Annotated in this window: 12 protein-coding genes and 7 pseudogenes; 8 read left to right on the top strand and 11 right to left on the bottom strand. The window is 52.8% G+C overall.

Features of this window, described 5'->3' with window-relative positions:
• Positions 1 to 66 precede the first annotated feature (66 nt).
• Entirely contained in the window at positions 67 to 2,739 is a 2,673-nt protein-coding gene (gene aceE, locus ACWHRL_RS07810) for a pyruvate dehydrogenase (acetyl-transferring), homodimeric type (protein ID WP_447895905.1), read from the top strand.
• Between the two features lie 52 nt (positions 2,740 to 2,791).
• Complete coding sequence (locus tag ACWHRL_RS07815; protein WP_447895906.1) at positions 2,792 to 2,983, top strand: E3 binding domain-containing protein; 192 nt, start codon at positions 2,792 to 2,794, stop codon at positions 2,981 to 2,983.
• Between the two features lie 30 nt (positions 2,984 to 3,013).
• Here the strand turns inward: ACWHRL_RS07815 and ACWHRL_RS07820 are convergent.
• Positions 3,014 to 3,248: pseudogene (locus tag ACWHRL_RS07820) on the bottom strand (phage baseplate assembly protein V); the annotation flags it as partial.
• Between the two features lie 2 nt (positions 3,249 to 3,250).
• Here ACWHRL_RS07820 and ACWHRL_RS07825 point away from each other — a divergent pair.
• A pseudogene (locus tag ACWHRL_RS07825) lies at positions 3,251 to 3,373 on the top strand (IS256 family transposase); the annotation flags it as partial.
• A 93-nt stretch (positions 3,374 to 3,466) separates the two neighbouring features.
• Here ACWHRL_RS07825 and ACWHRL_RS07830 read toward each other — a convergent pair.
• The 4 genes and pseudogenes from ACWHRL_RS07830 to ACWHRL_RS07845 form a co-directional block, all read right to left on the bottom strand.
• Positions 3,467 to 3,901 carry a hypothetical protein gene (locus ACWHRL_RS07830; protein ID WP_447528671.1) on the bottom strand — a complete coding sequence of 145 codons (435 nt, stop codon included), beginning with the start codon at positions 3,899 to 3,901 and terminating at the stop codon, positions 3,467 to 3,469.
• A gap of 6 nt (positions 3,902 to 3,907) precedes the next feature.
• Complete coding sequence (locus tag ACWHRL_RS07835; RefSeq protein WP_447895907.1) at positions 3,908 to 5,494, bottom strand: hypothetical protein; 1,587 nt, start codon at positions 5,492 to 5,494, stop codon at positions 3,908 to 3,910.
• Positions 5,484 to 6,641 carry a DUF2169 family type VI secretion system accessory protein gene (locus ACWHRL_RS07840; protein WP_447895908.1) on the bottom strand — a complete coding sequence of 386 codons (1,158 nt, stop codon included), beginning with the start codon at positions 6,639 to 6,641 and terminating at the stop codon, positions 5,484 to 5,486. Before ACWHRL_RS07840 ends, ACWHRL_RS07835 begins: the two co-directional genes overlap by 11 nt.
• A gap of 383 nt (positions 6,642 to 7,024) precedes the next feature.
• Positions 7,025 to 7,557 (bottom strand): annotated as a pseudogene (locus ACWHRL_RS07845) (type VI secretion system Vgr family protein); the annotation flags it as partial.
• Positions 7,558 to 7,559: 2 nt separating this feature from the next.
• Between ACWHRL_RS07845 and ACWHRL_RS07850 the strand changes: the two are divergent.
• Positions 7,560 to 7,682 (top strand): annotated as a pseudogene (locus ACWHRL_RS07850) (IS256 family transposase); the annotation flags it as partial.
• A 94-nt stretch (positions 7,683 to 7,776) separates the two neighbouring features.
• Here ACWHRL_RS07850 and ACWHRL_RS07855 read toward each other — a convergent pair.
• Together ACWHRL_RS07855 and ACWHRL_RS07860 are read right to left on the bottom strand one after the other, a co-directional pair.
• The gene (locus ACWHRL_RS07855; RefSeq protein ID WP_447895909.1) at positions 7,777 to 8,202 is read right to left on the bottom strand and encodes a tetratricopeptide repeat protein; all 426 of its coding nucleotides are present in this window, start codon (positions 8,200 to 8,202) and stop codon (positions 7,777 to 7,779) included.
• A complete protein-coding gene (locus ACWHRL_RS07860; RefSeq protein ID WP_447895910.1) occupies positions 8,189 to 8,650 on the bottom strand; it encodes a tetratricopeptide repeat protein in 462 nt (153 codons plus the stop codon). Before ACWHRL_RS07860 ends, ACWHRL_RS07855 begins: the two co-directional genes overlap by 14 nt.
• A gap of 237 nt (positions 8,651 to 8,887) precedes the next feature.
• Between ACWHRL_RS07860 and ACWHRL_RS07865 the strand changes: the two are divergent.
• Positions 8,888 to 9,978, top strand: a pseudogene (locus ACWHRL_RS07865) (IS3 family transposase).
• Between the two features lie 299 nt (positions 9,979 to 10,277).
• Here the strand turns inward: ACWHRL_RS07865 and ACWHRL_RS07870 are convergent.
• Both ACWHRL_RS07870 and ACWHRL_RS07875 read right to left on the bottom strand, forming a co-directional pair.
• Positions 10,278 to 10,667, bottom strand: a complete 390-nt coding sequence (locus ACWHRL_RS07870) for a DUF7674 family protein (RefSeq protein ID WP_447895911.1) — start codon at positions 10,665 to 10,667, stop codon at positions 10,278 to 10,280.
• 348 nt (positions 10,668 to 11,015) lie between these two features.
• Positions 11,016 to 11,123 (bottom strand): annotated as a pseudogene (locus tag ACWHRL_RS07875) (phage baseplate assembly protein V); the annotation flags it as partial.
• Between the two features lie 2 nt (positions 11,124 to 11,125).
• On the opposite strand from ACWHRL_RS07875, the pseudogene ACWHRL_RS07880 reads away from it, so the two are divergent.
• A pseudogene (locus tag ACWHRL_RS07880) lies at positions 11,126 to 11,245 on the top strand (IS256 family transposase); the annotation flags it as partial.
• A 105-nt stretch (positions 11,246 to 11,350) separates the two neighbouring features.
• On the opposite strand, the gene ACWHRL_RS07885 reads toward ACWHRL_RS07880, so the two are convergent.
• Positions 11,351 to 11,653 carry a tetratricopeptide repeat protein gene (locus ACWHRL_RS07885; protein WP_447895912.1) on the bottom strand — a complete coding sequence of 101 codons (303 nt, stop codon included), beginning with the start codon at positions 11,651 to 11,653 and terminating at the stop codon, positions 11,351 to 11,353.
• Positions 11,654 to 11,714: 61 nt separating this feature from the next.
• Between ACWHRL_RS07885 and ACWHRL_RS07890 the strand changes: the two genes are divergently transcribed.
• A protein-coding gene (locus ACWHRL_RS07890) for an IS3 family transposase (protein ID WP_447895913.1) occupies positions 11,715 to 12,895 on the top strand; the annotation gives its coding sequence in 2 pieces (ribosomal slippage) (positions 11,715 to 11,982 and positions 11,982 to 12,895; 1,182 coding nt in all).
• A gap of 72 nt (positions 12,896 to 12,967) precedes the next feature.
• Positions 12,968 to 14,148 (top strand): IS3 family transposase gene (locus ACWHRL_RS07895; RefSeq protein WP_447894177.1). Its coding sequence is split into 2 segments (ribosomal slippage): positions 12,968 to 13,235 and positions 13,235 to 14,148, totalling 1,182 coding nucleotides; the frame shifts between segments, so codons are not numbered across the junction.
• On the opposite strand, the gene ACWHRL_RS07900 is transcribed toward ACWHRL_RS07895, so the two are convergent.
• Complete coding sequence (locus tag ACWHRL_RS07900) at positions 14,141 to 14,608, bottom strand: tetratricopeptide repeat protein (protein ID WP_447895914.1); 468 nt, start codon at positions 14,606 to 14,608, stop codon at positions 14,141 to 14,143. The genes ACWHRL_RS07895 and ACWHRL_RS07900 overlap by 8 nt on opposite strands.
• Positions 14,609 to 14,903 lie beyond the last annotated feature (295 nt).

The following is a 14,903-nucleotide window of genomic DNA, read 5'->3' on the forward strand; positions in this document are numbered from 1 at the left end:
TTGATGGATATGAGGAATCGCCCATGAACACCGGCGGCTAGCGTTGACCGCGACTTTGAGGTAACTATGGAAAAGACGATCGAAGTGGATCAAATAGAAACTCGGGAGTGGCTGAGTGCATTGGCGTCCGTGGTGGACCGCGAAGGAGAAGAGCGAGCGCGTTTCATATTTCAAAGTTTGCAGTCGTATTCCGAACAACGCGGTTTAAACATCGCCCGGTCTTTCAACACCGCCCATGTCAATACGATTCCCGTCGCGGAGGAGCCGGATTACCCCGGCGACCCCGTCATCGAACAGAAGCTGCGTTCCGCCATTCGTTGGAACAGTATCGCGATGGTGGTCCGCGCCAATGCCAAAGACAAGAGCATTGGCGGCCACCTGGCCAGCTACATGTCCAGTTGCACGCTTTACGAGGTGGGGTTCAACCACTTCTTCAAAGGTCCTGGCAAGCACTGCGCGGGCGACCTGGTCTATTTTCAGGGGCATATTTCACCCGGTATTTACGCCAGAAGTTTTCTAGAGGGGCGTTTGAGCGAGAGCCAGTTGGATCACTTTCGTCGGGAAGTCGATGGCGGCGGGCTGCCATCCTACCCACACCCTTACCTCATGCCGGACTACTGGCAGTTCTCGACGGTTTCGATGGGGTTGGGCCCCATACAGGCGATCTATCAAGCGCGTCTGATGAAGTACCTGCATAACCGAGACCTTAAACCCCTGGGTGAGCGCAAGGTATGGGCTTTTTTGGGGGATGGTGAATGCGATGAGGTCGAGACGCTTGGCGCGTTGAACCTGGCAAGCCGCGAGAAGCTCGACAATCTCATCTTCGTGATCAACTGCAATCTGCAGCGCCTGGACGGTCCGGTACGCGGCAACGACCGTGTCATGGAGGAACTCGAAAGCTCGTTTCTGGGTAGCCACTGGAACGTGATCAAGGTCGTTTGGGGTAGCGCCTGGGATGCACTGCTCGAAAACGACCACGACGGCCGGCTGCAGCGGCTGATGAACGAGACCGTCGACGGCGAGTATCAGAACTTCAAGGCCCAGGGCGGGGCGTATACCCGCGAGCGCTTTTTCGGTAAGGACCCTGAGCTGCTCGAACGGGTCGAGCACCTTTCGGATCACGACATCGAAAACCTGGCCCGCGGCGGCCACGACCCTTCAAAAATTTACGCCGCCTATCAAAAAGCCGTCAAAAGCACCAACGGCAAGCCTACCGTAATTCTCGCGCATACCGTCAAAGGGTATGGCATGGGAAGCGAACACGGCGAGGCCGACATGGAAGCCCACAACATCAAGACCATGGAGCTTCAGGGGCTCAAGCGCCTGCGTGATCGCTTCGAGATCCCGATCAGCGATGAGCAGCTTCAAAACGGCTCGGTCCCTTATTACCGGTTTGATGACGACTCCCCGGAGATGGAATACCTGCACGCCCGGCGCAAACTGCTCGGCGGGTATCTGCCCTCACGTAATACCGATTACGAGACACTGGCGATCCCGGCACTCGACGACAAGATGTTTGCGGCTCAGCTCAAGGGCACGGGGGAGCGCAAGATTTCGTCCACGATGGCCTTCGTTCGGGTTTTGACCGGGCTTACCAAGCATAAGGCGCTTGGCGAGCGGGTCGTGCCCATCATCCCTGACGAGGCGCGCACCTTTGGTATGGAAGGCATGTTTCGCCAGCTGGGCATTTACGCCGCAAACGGGCAGCAATACGAGCCCGTCGATGCGGGGCAGATCATGTACTACCGGGAGGATATCAAGGGGCAGATTCTCGAGGAGGGCATTACCGAAGCCGGGGCGATGGCGTCCTGGATGGCGGCGGCCACGTCTCACGCCAACCACGGCAAAATGCTGATCCCGTTTTATATCTACTACGCGATGTTCGGTTTTCAGCGTATAGGGGACCTTGCCTGGGCCGCCGGCGACATGCTGACGCGAGGCTTCATGGTCGGCGGCACCGCCGGGCGCACCACCATCAACGGTGAAGGCCTTCAACACCAGGATGGCCATAGCCACCTGATGGCCTCGGCCATTCCCAACTGCCGCACTTATGACCCCACCTACGCTTATGAAATCGCCGTCATCGTACAGCACGGCTTGAAGGAAATGTACGAACACCACAAGGAGTGTTTCTACTACCTGACGATCATGAACGAAAACTACGCCCACCCGGCCATGCCCGAAGGCGCCGAGGAGGGCATCGTTCGTGGCATGTACCTGCTGCGCGAAGGCGAGGCCGACCCAAAACCCCGCGTTCAGCTATTGGGCTCGGGCACCATACTGCGCGAGGCCGAAGCCGCGCAGGAGTTACTGCTCGATTTTGGCGTAGCCGCGGATGTCTGGAGCGTAACCAGTTTTAACGAACTGCGCCGCGAAGCGCTCGAGTACGACCGGCAGCGTTTCATGAAGCCGAAAGAGTCGCATGAAAAACCCTGGCTCACGCAGTCGCTCGAAAAACGCTCAGGCCCTGTCATCGCCGCCACGGATTACATGAAGCTTTATGCCGACCAGGTGCGCGCCTGGGTGCCGAGTGATTACTACGTGCTGGGCACCGATGGCTTCGGCCGTTCCGACAGCCGCGAAAAGCTGCGCGCGTTCTTCGAGGTCGACCGCTACCACATTGCCTGGATGGCCCTCGTGGCACTTTGCGAGCAAGGAGAGGTCAGCGCCGACATTGTCGTAAAGGCCATGCAGCGCTTTCATATCGACCCTTCCAGGTTATCTCCGCTGGTCAGCTAAGCGGGCGTCATCATTCGCTAAAACGATACTCGAGTAGAGGAAGGAGAAGACCTTGAACAATGACACCACAAAAGCGACCGGCGACCGAGTCCACGCGACGCCTACTGTACGAATGCTGGCGCGTACCCTGGGGGTAGACCTCGCCGAGGTCGCACCCAGCGGCCCCAAAGAGCGCGTGGTCAAGGAGGATATCAACGCCTTCGTTCGGCAAGTCATGAGCGAGCGAAGAGGGAAGGCTGAGTAGGCATTTTGAGGTTGCCCAGGCCCACGTTCAGATCTGCTCCTCGTCGGCCTCGTCCTCGAAGCGCAGTTCGTTGAAGCCCTCGGCCTTGTGGCTCTGGGTGCGCAGCACGGTACGGGTCTTGTTGGCCGGCAGCGGGTAGGGCGGAATGTTCGTTCGAGGCGTGGTAGGTGCGCCCGGTCACCAGCAGCTGGTCCGGGTCGCCTTCCAGGAACGAAACGATTACCTCGTGGCCGATGCGGGGGATCGCCATCGTGCCATAGCCGCCCACTCTATGCCGGTATACTCAAAGCGTCTGAGCGCTGGACGCACCCCGTGCAGAACTGGAAATTGAAGCTGTCACAGGTCGCCATTCATTGTCCAGGGCGCTTGGAACACCACCTCAGCCTATGAGGCTGGCTGAAAAAGAGTTGTGAACACCCTCTTCAATAGCATTGCACTTGGAACTTGAGACCGCTCGCTATACTTATTACTTGAATTCAGAAATCAAATTTTCGCCACAGTCTTCAGAAATAAAAAGTACTTTTCATCTTCAAGAGAAAATATTTCTTCCCCGCCCCCCATATATGCACGGATAAGCTCATCACTAGCTTTTTCCTTTATATTTAACTCGTAAAGTACTTGACCATATCTAAGGTGCAAGAAGGGATTGCCAATTGCCCCAGGGCACGTCATTGCATACTCTAACGCCTCACGTGCAGAGGTATTATAACCTGCTAAAAAGCAAGAATCTGCAATTGCTGCGAGCACCCATGTAGCAGCCTCCCAATCATTTTTAGGTTCGGGAATTAAAGACCATGCCTTATTATACTCAGCAATGGCTTCTTCATAACGTTGAGTTGAAGCAAGCTGATCACCAAGAGCGCACCAAGCATTGATAGCCTGGTGTAGTTGTGCATCCAGTTCTAAGTTCGACTGCATCAAGATTCACCTCTTTAATGTCGAAAAGTCAGGCGTAATAGGCGGTTGGTACGTTTGGCCTAGTCTTGCGCCATCTGAGCGGTTAATTGACCTTAACTGCAATTCATAATTATCAGCATTGAGCATGAATTGACGCACCTCTGGAGATTTAGGTCCAAAAAAACGCCCAGTATCATTCCACCAAGTGACTGCATCAACTTTGTGGGCCATATCAATATTAGCACCAATACGTGCCGTTGAGCCGTCAGGATTTATAAGATGTAAATTGTTAGGGTTACCCCTTAACAAGGGGCCTTCTCCTTGAATTAATCCTTCAACTCGCATTCTTTCGAGTACCTCTCGCCCTGTTCGAGAGTATTTATCAGGAGTACGCCCCATATATCTATTGCGAGCACTGATTCCCCTAACATTTACTGTGTTACCTGCGCCCCTTTCAACTCTACCGGAATTTTGCTCCACCCGCGTCCCATCATTACTTCCTGAAGGTCGACCACGATTGGCATCTTCCGCTGCATCTACTGTCCGATCCGTTGTCCGAACAGCATCTATAGCATTATCTCCCTTACGGATGAGTCCAACGCCAGGAATAACCGATACAGCCGTCAACGCCGTCATTCCGGTCGCCGCGAGATAGCGACCTTCACCCCATAGCTGTATCGTATCTTTAATATCCACCCAAGTGCCGTAAGGTGTCGCCACTTCGGCTACAAATACTCCTGCCTCTCGGGCTTTGCGGCCGCCTTCTGACGAGTAGATGACTTGTCGCTCGGCTTCTGGCTGCATATTCGCCGCTTGGCGAGCCGCTTCGTCTACATCCATCATCGTAGCCAGCGCATCATCGCCCTGCAATCGTCCCTCGCGCATTGCCTCCATCAAGGCCTCTTGCTGGACGCGGGTGTCCGCAATTGCCTGCTGAACCTCGGCATGGAGCGCTTCGGCCTCGGCGGCTGTCTTGCCGTTGGGGTTTTCGTTCAACGCGTCACGTAGCTCGCCTACACGCTCCAGATTGGCTTGTGCCTGTTGCTGTAATGACGCGGCCGCAGTGGGCGGCTCATCGGCGGTTTCGGGCTGGCTGTCGACCGCTTGGGTGTTCGTGTATACGTAGCCTTTGGCGCCACCCACACCGGCGGCGTTACAGTTGATCATGGCCTCGCTACCATCGATCACCACCGGCTGGCCGTTGGCGCGCACATTCTCCTGGCCGGTCAAGAACAGGACGTGGCCGCTACCTTGCGACGTGCCGGATACGACCCCTGCACCGTTATTCCCTTGCGTTCCCTGACTCAGGTCTCCGACACGATAGGTGCGCTGCCCGCCCATGATCACGTTGGGCGAGTAGCTGGTCGGGCTGCCCAATGACGCGGTGGAGTCGAAGCCCACTACCGTATTGCCCATCTTGCACAGATCGGGAAAACTGGCCGCGGCGCGCCAGTCCGGCCGTGAGTTACCGGCGTGACGGGCTCGTCCCTCAAGCGCCTCGCCCGGCGGCGGCTCTGAGGTGGTATCGGGCGAGTGGGTATGGGTGCCGTCAGTATCGCCTTCGCACGCGCTTTGATCGCCGATACAGATCGTCATCGAGACATCATCCGACATACGCACCTCCACGTTGGGGGGCAAGAGACGTTCGCCTGATCCGTACCTTCCTGAGCGGATCCTCCAGCGGGAAGAGCACCCGCCAGGTAAGGGCCAGTTCCTGCTCGTCCAAATAGATACTGACCGTATCCAGCTCCAGGGATGTCAACCCTCGCTCGCCGCTGGCGTGCTCGGTCAATGCCTGCAGGGCGATGCCCGGCAGGCGTGTGCGGTGCAAAAAGCGAAATCGGTCGTTTTCGATAATCTCGGTGCTGTTCGGTAAACAGTTGGTCAGCACGACGGGTTCGTCACCGCGCAGATAGTCCTGTGTGACGAGGTCTTCGGGGGCACTGTGATGAAACCGATAATCGAAGTCCTCGGGCCAATAGGGGTAGCGCTGCGTTCGCCACGCTTCGTCCAGCGTGCCCTGATAGCCAACCCGGGGCGCCCACCAGGGGGCGATAGGGCCATATCCCATGGGGGCGGGCCGGTCGAAAGGGGAGGTGATCAGCGAGCCGGGCGCCACCAGCTGCGGTGCTGGTAGGTGCGTAACGGTATCGAGTTGCTCTTTTAACGGGCGCACTAGCGTCCTTGGCAGGCGCTTGTAATCGCTTCGCGAAGGCAGCCAGCCTCGGCCCACCGGGTTTTCGGGGTGATAGAGTGTCTTGTCGACGGGGCTGGTCATTTCGTCGTCAAGCGGCGAAATAAAGTGGCCGCCGAAGGCGTAACGGTAGTCCAGGGGCAGCTCGCTGACGAGGCCCGGATCCGTAAGGTGCCAGCCACCCAGCAGGCGCCATTGAAAATCGCGTGGGCCATAAACGAACAGTTCTTTTAAAAGCGGGCCCACTTTGAGACCCACCTTCCAGCCCGTGCGCGGCTGACTTGTCGGTGAACGCAGGGTCCCGTGCACGTGCACTTCGGTGCCCAGCTTGCCGAACAGCACATCACGGTCATCCGTAATCCACTGAGTAAAGGGATTAGTCGGGTCACCGGCCAGCTCGGTTTGCCAGCGAATGGGGCGCTGCTGGGGTGTTTGAAAAAGCGGCCAGCCGTCGCCGGTGAAGCGGTAAGTACCGCGCACCGTCAGCACGTCATACTCCCGATCCCCCGGCCCCAGCTTGCGAAACAGCGCATGGGGAAACGGCGTGGAGTTGGTTACATTGGCCATGTCACCACCCCGGGGTATTGCCGTCTTTGACCATGGGGTCGTTCATCGGGTCGCTCTCGGCCTCGTCTTCCTTGCTGCCGGGGGCGGGTTGGGCGGTGCCGGTATTGAGCAGCACGTCGTCGGGGCCGTCGACGTGTACCCTGGTGCCCGCCTTGACGTGAATCTCCCCCCGCGTCGAGGTAGATCGACTCTTCGGTGAGGACCAGGCGGCTGTTGCCCACCTGCAGGGTCAACTGGTTGCCCGCTTTCAGGGTGATATTGCGCCCCACGTTCAGGGAGTGGTACATGCCCACCTGGGTGGTGTGGCTAAGGCCGACCACGGTGTTCATCAGCGCGCCGACGTTCAGGCTGTAGCCCAGGCCCACGTTCTCCATGCGCCCCAGGCCGACGTTCTGCAGGTAGGCCTTGCCGACGGTTTCGGTCTTGTTCTTGCCCACTTTGGTCGACCAGTTTTTGCCGATGCGGTCGGTCTCGTTGCCGTCGACGGTTTTCTTGCGGTTCTTGTGAACGGTATGGGTTTCGTTGCCGTCGACGGTATGCACTTCGTGGCGGTGAACGAGGTGGGTCTCGTCGCGGTCAATGTCGGTGGTCCGGTCGCGATAGACGTGCAGGGTGTTGTCGCGCTTGATCTCTTCGGTGCGGTCGTTGAGGGTCAGCAGGTCCAGGTCCTTCTGGGCGTGCAGCCAGATCTGCTCTTCATCCGCCTCGTCTTCAAAGCGCAGTTCGTTGAAGCCCTCGGCCTTGTGGCTCTGGGTGCGCAGCACGGTACGGGTCTTGTTGGCTGGCAGCGGGTAGGGCGGAATATTCGCGGCGTGGTAGGTGCGCCGGTGACCAGCGGCTGGTCCGGGTCGCCTTCCAGGAACGAAACGATGACTTCGTGGCCGATGCGAGGGATCGCCATGGTGCCGTAGCCGCCCACTCTATGCCGGTATACTCAAAGCGTCTGAGCGCTGGACGCACCCCGTGCAGAACTGGAACTTGACGCTGTCTCAGATGGCCATTCATTTCCCAGGACGCCGGGAACACCACCTCAGCCTATGAGGCAGGCTGACAAAGAGTTGTGAACACCCTCTTCAATAGCGTTGCACTTGGAACTTGAGACCGCCGCTTTTATTTATATCTTCTAACAGACTGGCTATATTAATCGCCTTTCTTTTAAAAAATTGAGATGCACCGCACCCTCTTCATCAAGCTCAAATATTGTTTCTCCATCTAAAAGATATGCTTTCAAAAGGCTTGATATTCCATTTTCGTCATTAAGCCTGACCAACGTTTTTCCGAGCATGTAGTGAATAAATGGATTGCTCACACCATCTGGACAATTTAAAGCATCAAAAAAATATTCTTTAGCTCTCTGATAGTTACCTTTGTCAAAATAGGCTTCACCAATAGAGCTATATAACCATGTAGCCGCTTCCCAATCTGTTTTTGGCTCAGGAATCAAAGATAGGGCTTTTTGCCACTCTCCTATAGCCTCATCATATTCACCTCCCTCTAAAAAAGCATTGCCTCTTTCTGAAAGATTTTCGATCTCATCATACTCTCTATCAGGAAGCTCCATTACCAACACTCCTTTTAGCGCGTTCATTTAAATAAAACTCTAGATATTCTTTATCTTCTCCTTGGAAAGGTCTTTCACTATATTTTTTAAAAAGCCTATCAAACTCTACAAAAGCTTGATCAAACCGCCCACCCTTATAAAGAATAGTACCTAAAAGAAAGCCAGTAAAGGCTTCAGGCGCATCACTACAACCATATATATTTTTAACTGTTTGAAACCATCTTAACGCTTTTTCCACTTCTCCTACTTCACGATAAAACTCTGCTATTACGACTGAAATGCTATCAGCATGATCATAGTTAACTTTTGGTTCAGGCAATGCATCCCATGCTTCTAGATATAATTTCTCTGCAGCCTCGAAATCTTCTTGACTCTTTGCATCACGTGCTTTTTTACCACATGTATAAATGAAATCTTCCAGCTCTTTATTAAGAGGAGTTTTATTCATGATATCATCTCTCGTGAAATTCATTGTAATGGCGGTTGATATGTTTCCCGTAGTCTCGCCCCTCGCGATCTGTTGATTGAGTAGTGATCTAATGTATAATTTTCAGAATTCAACATCCACTGCCGAGCAACTGTTATTAAAACACGATAAAGTTGACCTTCTCCCTGAAAAGCGCAGCGATTAGAACTGGAGAATTCGGGCCATATCGATCACGCTGAGAGGCGGAGGAAATGGACCATGAAGAAGTCGAAATACACGGACGAACAGATTGCGTTCGCGGTAAAGCAGACCGAGACCGGGACACGTGCGGAAGAAGTCTGTCGCAAGATGGGCATCTCGCAGGCGACGCTCTACAACTGGAAGAAGAAGTACGGCGGACTGAGCGTGAGCGAAGTGCGCCGGCTCAAGCAGCTCGAAGAAGAGAACAACCGTTTGAAGAAGCTTGTCGCCGATCTGAGTCTGGACAAGGAGATGCTCCAGGAGGTGCTGCGAAAAAAGCTTTGAAGGCGACCCGGCGGCGTGAACTGGCCGACTGGCTGATCCAGGCCTACCGGGTGAGCACGCGGCGTGCCTCATCGACCCTGCTGACCTCCAGTTCATCTTATTACTACAAGGCCCATACGAGAGACGATCGCGCCGAGCGCGCCCGGATCAAGGAAATCGCTGAGACAAGATTACGGTATGGGATGCCGCGCGTTCATGTACTGATGCGCCGTGAAGGCTGGGTGATCAACCACAAGAAAACGTATCGGATCTACTGCGAAGAAGGCCTGAATCTGCGGCGCAAGCGACCGCGACGATGAGTCGCTGCCATGCATCGCGAATCGCGGCCGGCAGTCGGCGCACCAAACGAAGCCTGGAGCATGGATTTTGTGGCCGATGAGCTGTTCAACGGGCGTCGGATTCGCTCGTTAACTGTAGTCGACAATTTTAGTCGCGAAGCGCTCGCCATCACGGTCGACCATTCGCTCAAAGGAGACGCGGTCGTGGACACCGTGACGCTGATCGGCCAGATGCGCGGACTGCCGAACCGCATACAAGTCGACAATGAGAGCGAATTCATTTCGAAGGCGCTCGACAAGTGGGCGTATGAGCACGGCGTACAGCTGGACTTTTCAAGGCCCGGAAAACCCACGGATAATCCGTTCATCGAGTCGTTCAACGGCAGCTTCCGGGACGAGTGTCTGAACGTACACTGGTTCCTGAGCCTGGAAGACGCCCAGGAGAAGATCGAGAATTGGCGCATCGAATACAATGAAGATCGGACCCACAGCTCGCTTGGGAACGTGACGCCCCGCGAGTACTATCTGAGTCACTCACAGGCCTGATTTTCCAAGTCTGGATGTTCGGTTATCGGGGAGATGGTCAGCAGGCCTGATTTTCCAAGTCTGGATGCTCGGTTATCGGGGAGAGGGTCAAAGTTACTTCTGTCTCTAAACCCAGGCGCTAATGTAGATGGGGTGACGTCGCGTACAACAAACAACGGCGTCACAGTGCCATTGGGATGATCAGTCAAGAAGTATTTGAAGCCGAATGATTGTTTAAGCCAGTCTCCACTCCTGCTGGGTAAGATCAGTTCGGTGGTGACTGCTCCTTGACTGCATAGAATATTTGATCTTCTCGAGTACTATAGACCTTGTGTGTGTACCCCAGTGAAATCATCCCAAGCTTTGCAGAAATTTCGAGATTTTTCACCGAGCAGATCTACAAATAAATGAGCTTCAACGCGCTCTGATGAAACGGCATTAAGCATATTCTCTAATAAACATGTTGCTACCGCATTCTTAACCATTTCATCGCCTTTTTCTAGACAGCTTTCTACAAGTAAAAAAATTTCTTTCCTTTGATCTTTTGAAATTAAATGTAAGTTTTTTATTAAGTAAGAAGAAAGTTTTGAAATATCGTTCGATAGTCCCGGTATATCATTACCCCAGAATTCAAGATGAGCCTGCCATACGGGTTCAAATCCGGGAGTTTTATCTATGAAAAGGCCAATACAATTCTTATGTGTAATCATTTAGCGTCCCAGTGCGTTACGTAAATCCATAATAATGTTTTCGGCAGCAGCACGAACACCTAAACTAGCGTTTGGATTTCTATCCAGCCACCTATCGAGAAATCTTATCGAATCAAGTCCTTTATACGACCACCGACATCTTGTACTGTGGCCAACTCATGCCTGATGGCATCTGCTGTACTTGCCACTACCAATTTGGCATTAGGTCCGACATGGACGCCCCCAAGCTGCGCAGAGAGCGCCCCCCCCCCCCCGAATCCAGAGCTCCTTGAGCGGGCCATCCGGTGGGAACAGCGCCCGCCGCGTCAGGGCCAGTTCTAATCGCTGCGCTTTTCAGGGAGAAGGTCAGTAGGTGCGACCGGTGACCAGCGGCTGGTCCGGGTCACCCTCGAGGAACGAGACGATTACCTCGTGGCCGATAAGCTGAATCGCCATGGTGCCGTAGCCGCCGCACGCCCTATGCCGGTATACTCAAGGCGTCTGAGCGCTGGACGCCCCCGGTACAGAACTGGAACTTGACGCTGTCCCAGATGGCCATCCACTTCCCGGGGCGCTTGGAACACCACCTCAGCCTATGAGGCTGGCTGACATAGATTTTTGCTCCCTTCCCAAGGGCACAGTTTTAAACGCTACTGCCTTTTAGATCACTTTAATGCTTTTATTTATATCTTCTAACAGACTGGCTATATTAATCGCCTTTCTTGTAAAAAATTGAGATGCACCGCACCCTCTTCATCAAGCTCAAATATTGTTTCTCCATCTAAAAGATATGCTTTCAAAAGGCTTGATATTCCATTTTCGTCATTAAGCCTGACCAACGTCTTTCCGAGCATGTAGTGAATAAATGGATTGCTCACACCATCTGGACAATTTAAAGCATCAAAAAAATATTTTTTAGCTCTCTGATAGTTGCCTTTGTCAAAGTAGGCTTCACCAATAGAGCTATATAACCATGTAGCCGCTTCCCAATCTGTTTGTAGTGGCATAGTAAATTTGGCCACCTAATTAGAGGTGCTAATATGCACCAAGACATCACCAGGTGGCAGCATGGCAACAAGACCAAAACGTAACTTTAGCCCTGAATTCCGGCTCGAAGCAGCACAGCTAGTCGTCGATCAACACTACACGGTTCGTGAAGCGGCTGAAGCCATGAATGTGGGGTATTCGAGCATGGATAAATGGGTTCGTCAGTTACGCCAGGAGCGTGATGGCCAAAGCCCTAAAGCAACGCCCATGACAGCCGATCAGCTCAGGATTCGCGAGCTTGAAAAGCGCATCCGTGACATTGAGATGGAAAAAGACATCCTAAAAAAGGCTACCGCTCTCTTGATGTCGGACTCCCTGAACACTTCTCGCTAATCGAGAAACTCAAGACGAGCTACCCGGTAAAAAAACTGTGTGACGTGTTTGGCGTGCATCGCAGCAGCTTTAAATACTGGAGACAACGTTCACAAAGACCTGTGTGTGCCACGAAGACCAAGGAAATAGCCAAGGTCAGAGAGCTATTTCGCGAGAGCGAAGGCTCTGCAGGGGCGCGCAGCATCGCAGAGATGGCGACAAGGCAGGATGTGCCGTTAAGTCGCTATCGCGTTGGCCGCCTGATGGAAAAGCCTGGCCTGATTAGTTGCCAAGTGCCTGGGCACACCTACAAGAAAACAGGTGATGAACATGTTGAGGTACCGAACCACTTAGCGCGTCAGTTTAACGTTGAGGCGCCCAACCGCGTTTGGTGTGGCGACGTCACATATATCTGGACTGGCAAACGCTGGGCTTATCTAGCCGTTGTCATGGACTTATTTGCCAGGAAAACGATTGGCTGGTCGATGTCGTTGTCGCCCGATAGCGAACTCACCAGCAGCGCATTGGAAATGGCTTATGAGAGCCGTGGGCGGCCAAAAGGGGTTATGTTCCACAGCGACCAGGGCAGTCATTACACGAGCCGTAAGTTCCGTCAGACACTCTGGAAATGCCAGGCAAAACAAAGCCTGAGTCGACGTGGTAATTGCTGGGATAATGCGCCAATGGAGCGTTTCTTCAGGAGCTTAAAGGTTGAATGGGTGCCAACGTATGGCTATCGATCATTCTTGCAGGGGCAGCATCATATCGTGAACTATTTAATCGGGTATTACAGCCAGCTTAGGCCTCACCAGCATAACGGTGGTATGAGTCCGAACCAGGCAGAGGAAAAGTACTGGGTTAACTATAAAGCGGTGGCCAGTTTTACTTGACCACTACACATAGTAAATTTGGCCACCTAATTAGAGGTGCTAATATGCACCAAGACATCACCAGGTGGCAGCATGGCAACAAGACCAAAACGTAACTTTAGCCCTGAATTCCGGCTCGAAGCAGCACAGCTAGTCGTCGATCAACACTACACGGTTCGTGAAGCGGCTGAAGCCATGAATGTGGGGTATTCGAGCATGGATAAATGGGTTCGTCAGTTACGCCAGGAGCGTGATGGCCAAAGCCCTAAAGCAACGCCCATGACAGCCGATCAGCTCAGGATTCGCGAGCTTGAAAAGCGCATCCGTGACATTGAGATGGAAAAAGACATCCTAAAAAAGGCTACCGCTCTCTTGATGTCGGACTCCCTGAACACTTCTCGCTAATCGAGAAACTCAAGACGAGCTACCCGGTAAAAAAACTGTGTGACGTGTTTGGCGTGCATCGCAGCAGCTTTAAATACTGGAGACAACGTTCACAAAGACCTGTGTGTGCCACGAAGACCAAGGAAATAGCCAAGGTCAGAGAGCTATTTCGCGAGAGCGAAGGCTCTGCAGGGGCGCGCAGCATCGCAGAGATGGCGACAAGGCAGGATGTGCCGTTAAGTCGCTATCGCGTTGGCCGCCTGATGGAAAAGCTTGGCCTGATTAGTTGCCAAGTGCCTGGGCACACCTACAAGAAAACAGGTGATGAACATGTTGAGGTACCGAACCACTTAGCGCGTCAGTTTAACGTTGAGGCGCCCAACCGCGTTTGGTGTGGCGACGTCACATATATCTGGACTGGCAAACGCTGGGCTTATCTAGCCGTTGTCATGGACTTATTTGCCAGGAAAACGATTGGCTGGTCGATGTCGTTGTCGCCCGATAGCGAACTCACCAGCAGCGCATTGGAAATGGCTTATGAGAGCCGTGGGCGGCCAAAAGGGGTTATGTTCCACAGCGACCAGGGCAGTCATTACACGAGCCGTAAGTTCCGTCAGACACTCTGGAAATGCCAGGCAAAACAAAGCCTGAGTCGACGTGGTAATTGCTGGGATAATGCGCCAATGGAGCGTTTCTTCAGGAGCTTAAAGGTTGAATGGGTGCCAACGTATGGCTATCGATCATTCTTGCAGGGGCAGCATCATATCGTGAACTATTTAATCGGGTATTACAGCCAGCTTAGGCCTCACCAGCATAACGGTGGTATGAGTCCGAACCAGGCAGAGGAAAAGTACTGGGTTAACTATAAAGCGGTGGCCAGTTTTACTTGACCACTACACCATTACCAACACTCCTTTTAGCGCGTTCATTTAAATAAAACTCTAGATATTCTTTATCCTCTCCTTGGAAAGGTCTTTTACTATATTTTTTAAAAAGTCTATCAAACTCTACAAAAGCTTGATCAAACCGCCCACCCTTATAAAGAATAGTACCTAAAAGAAAACCAGTAAAGGCTTCAGACGCATCACTACAACCATATATATTTTTAACTGTTTGAAACCATATTAACGCTTTTTTCACTTCTCCTACTTCACGATAAAACTCTGCTATTACGACTGAAATACTATCAGCATGATCATAGTTAACTTTTGGTTCAGGCAATGCATCCCATGCTTCTAGATATAATTTCTCTGCAGCCTCGAAATCTCCTTGACTCTTTGCATCAAGTGCTTTTTTGCCACATGTATAAATGAAATCTTCCAGCTCTTTATTAAGAGGAGTTTTATTCATGATATCATCTCTTGTGAAATTCATTGTAATGGCGGTTGATATGTTTCCCGTAGTCTCGCCCCTTGCGATCTGTTGATTGAGTAGTGATCTAATGTATAATTTTCAGAATTCAACATCCACTGCCGAGCAACTGTTATTAAAACACGATAAAGTAACTTCTGACTCTAAACCCGGCTGCTACTGAAGATGTGGTGACGTCGCATGCACCCAGCAACTGGCGGTCTCGTTGGGTTTGGCGTAGCGGTCCTCAGGGCTTTGATTTGATTAGTTAGACGATTCGATAGGTCAGTGATTA

The organism is Vreelandella sp. GE22 (genome assembly GCF_968212445.1).

Bases quoted from the DNA above. Each gene is read 5' to 3' on its own strand.
- aceE (WP_447895905.1), top strand. From the start codon at position 67: ATGGAAAAGACGATCGAAGTGGATCAAATAGAAACTCGGGAGTGGCTG.
- ACWHRL_RS07830 (WP_447528671.1), bottom strand. From the start codon at position 3,901: ATGCAGTCGAACTTAGAACTGGATGCACAACTACACCAGGCTATCAAT.
- ACWHRL_RS07835 (WP_447895907.1), bottom strand. From the start codon at position 5,494: ATGTCGGATGATGTCTCGATGACGATCTGTATCGGCGATCAAAGCGCG.
- ACWHRL_RS07840 (WP_447895908.1), bottom strand. From the start codon at position 6,641: ATGGCCAATGTAACCAACTCCACGCCGTTTCCCCATGCGCTGTTTCGC.
- ACWHRL_RS07855 (WP_447895909.1), bottom strand. From the start codon at position 8,202: ATGGAGCTTCCTGATAGAGAGTATGATGAGATCGAAAATCTTTCAGAA.
- ACWHRL_RS07860 (WP_447895910.1), bottom strand. From the start codon at position 8,650: ATGAATAAAACTCCTCTTAATAAAGAGCTGGAAGATTTCATTTATACA.
- ACWHRL_RS07870 (WP_447895911.1), bottom strand. From the start codon at position 10,667: ATGATTACACATAAGAATTGTATTGGCCTTTTCATAGATAAAACTCCC.
- ACWHRL_RS07885 (WP_447895912.1), bottom strand. From the start codon at position 11,653: ATGCCACTACAAACAGATTGGGAAGCGGCTACATGGTTATATAGCTCT.
- ACWHRL_RS07900 (WP_447895914.1), bottom strand. From the start codon at position 14,608: ATGAATAAAACTCCTCTTAATAAAGAGCTGGAAGATTTCATTTATACA.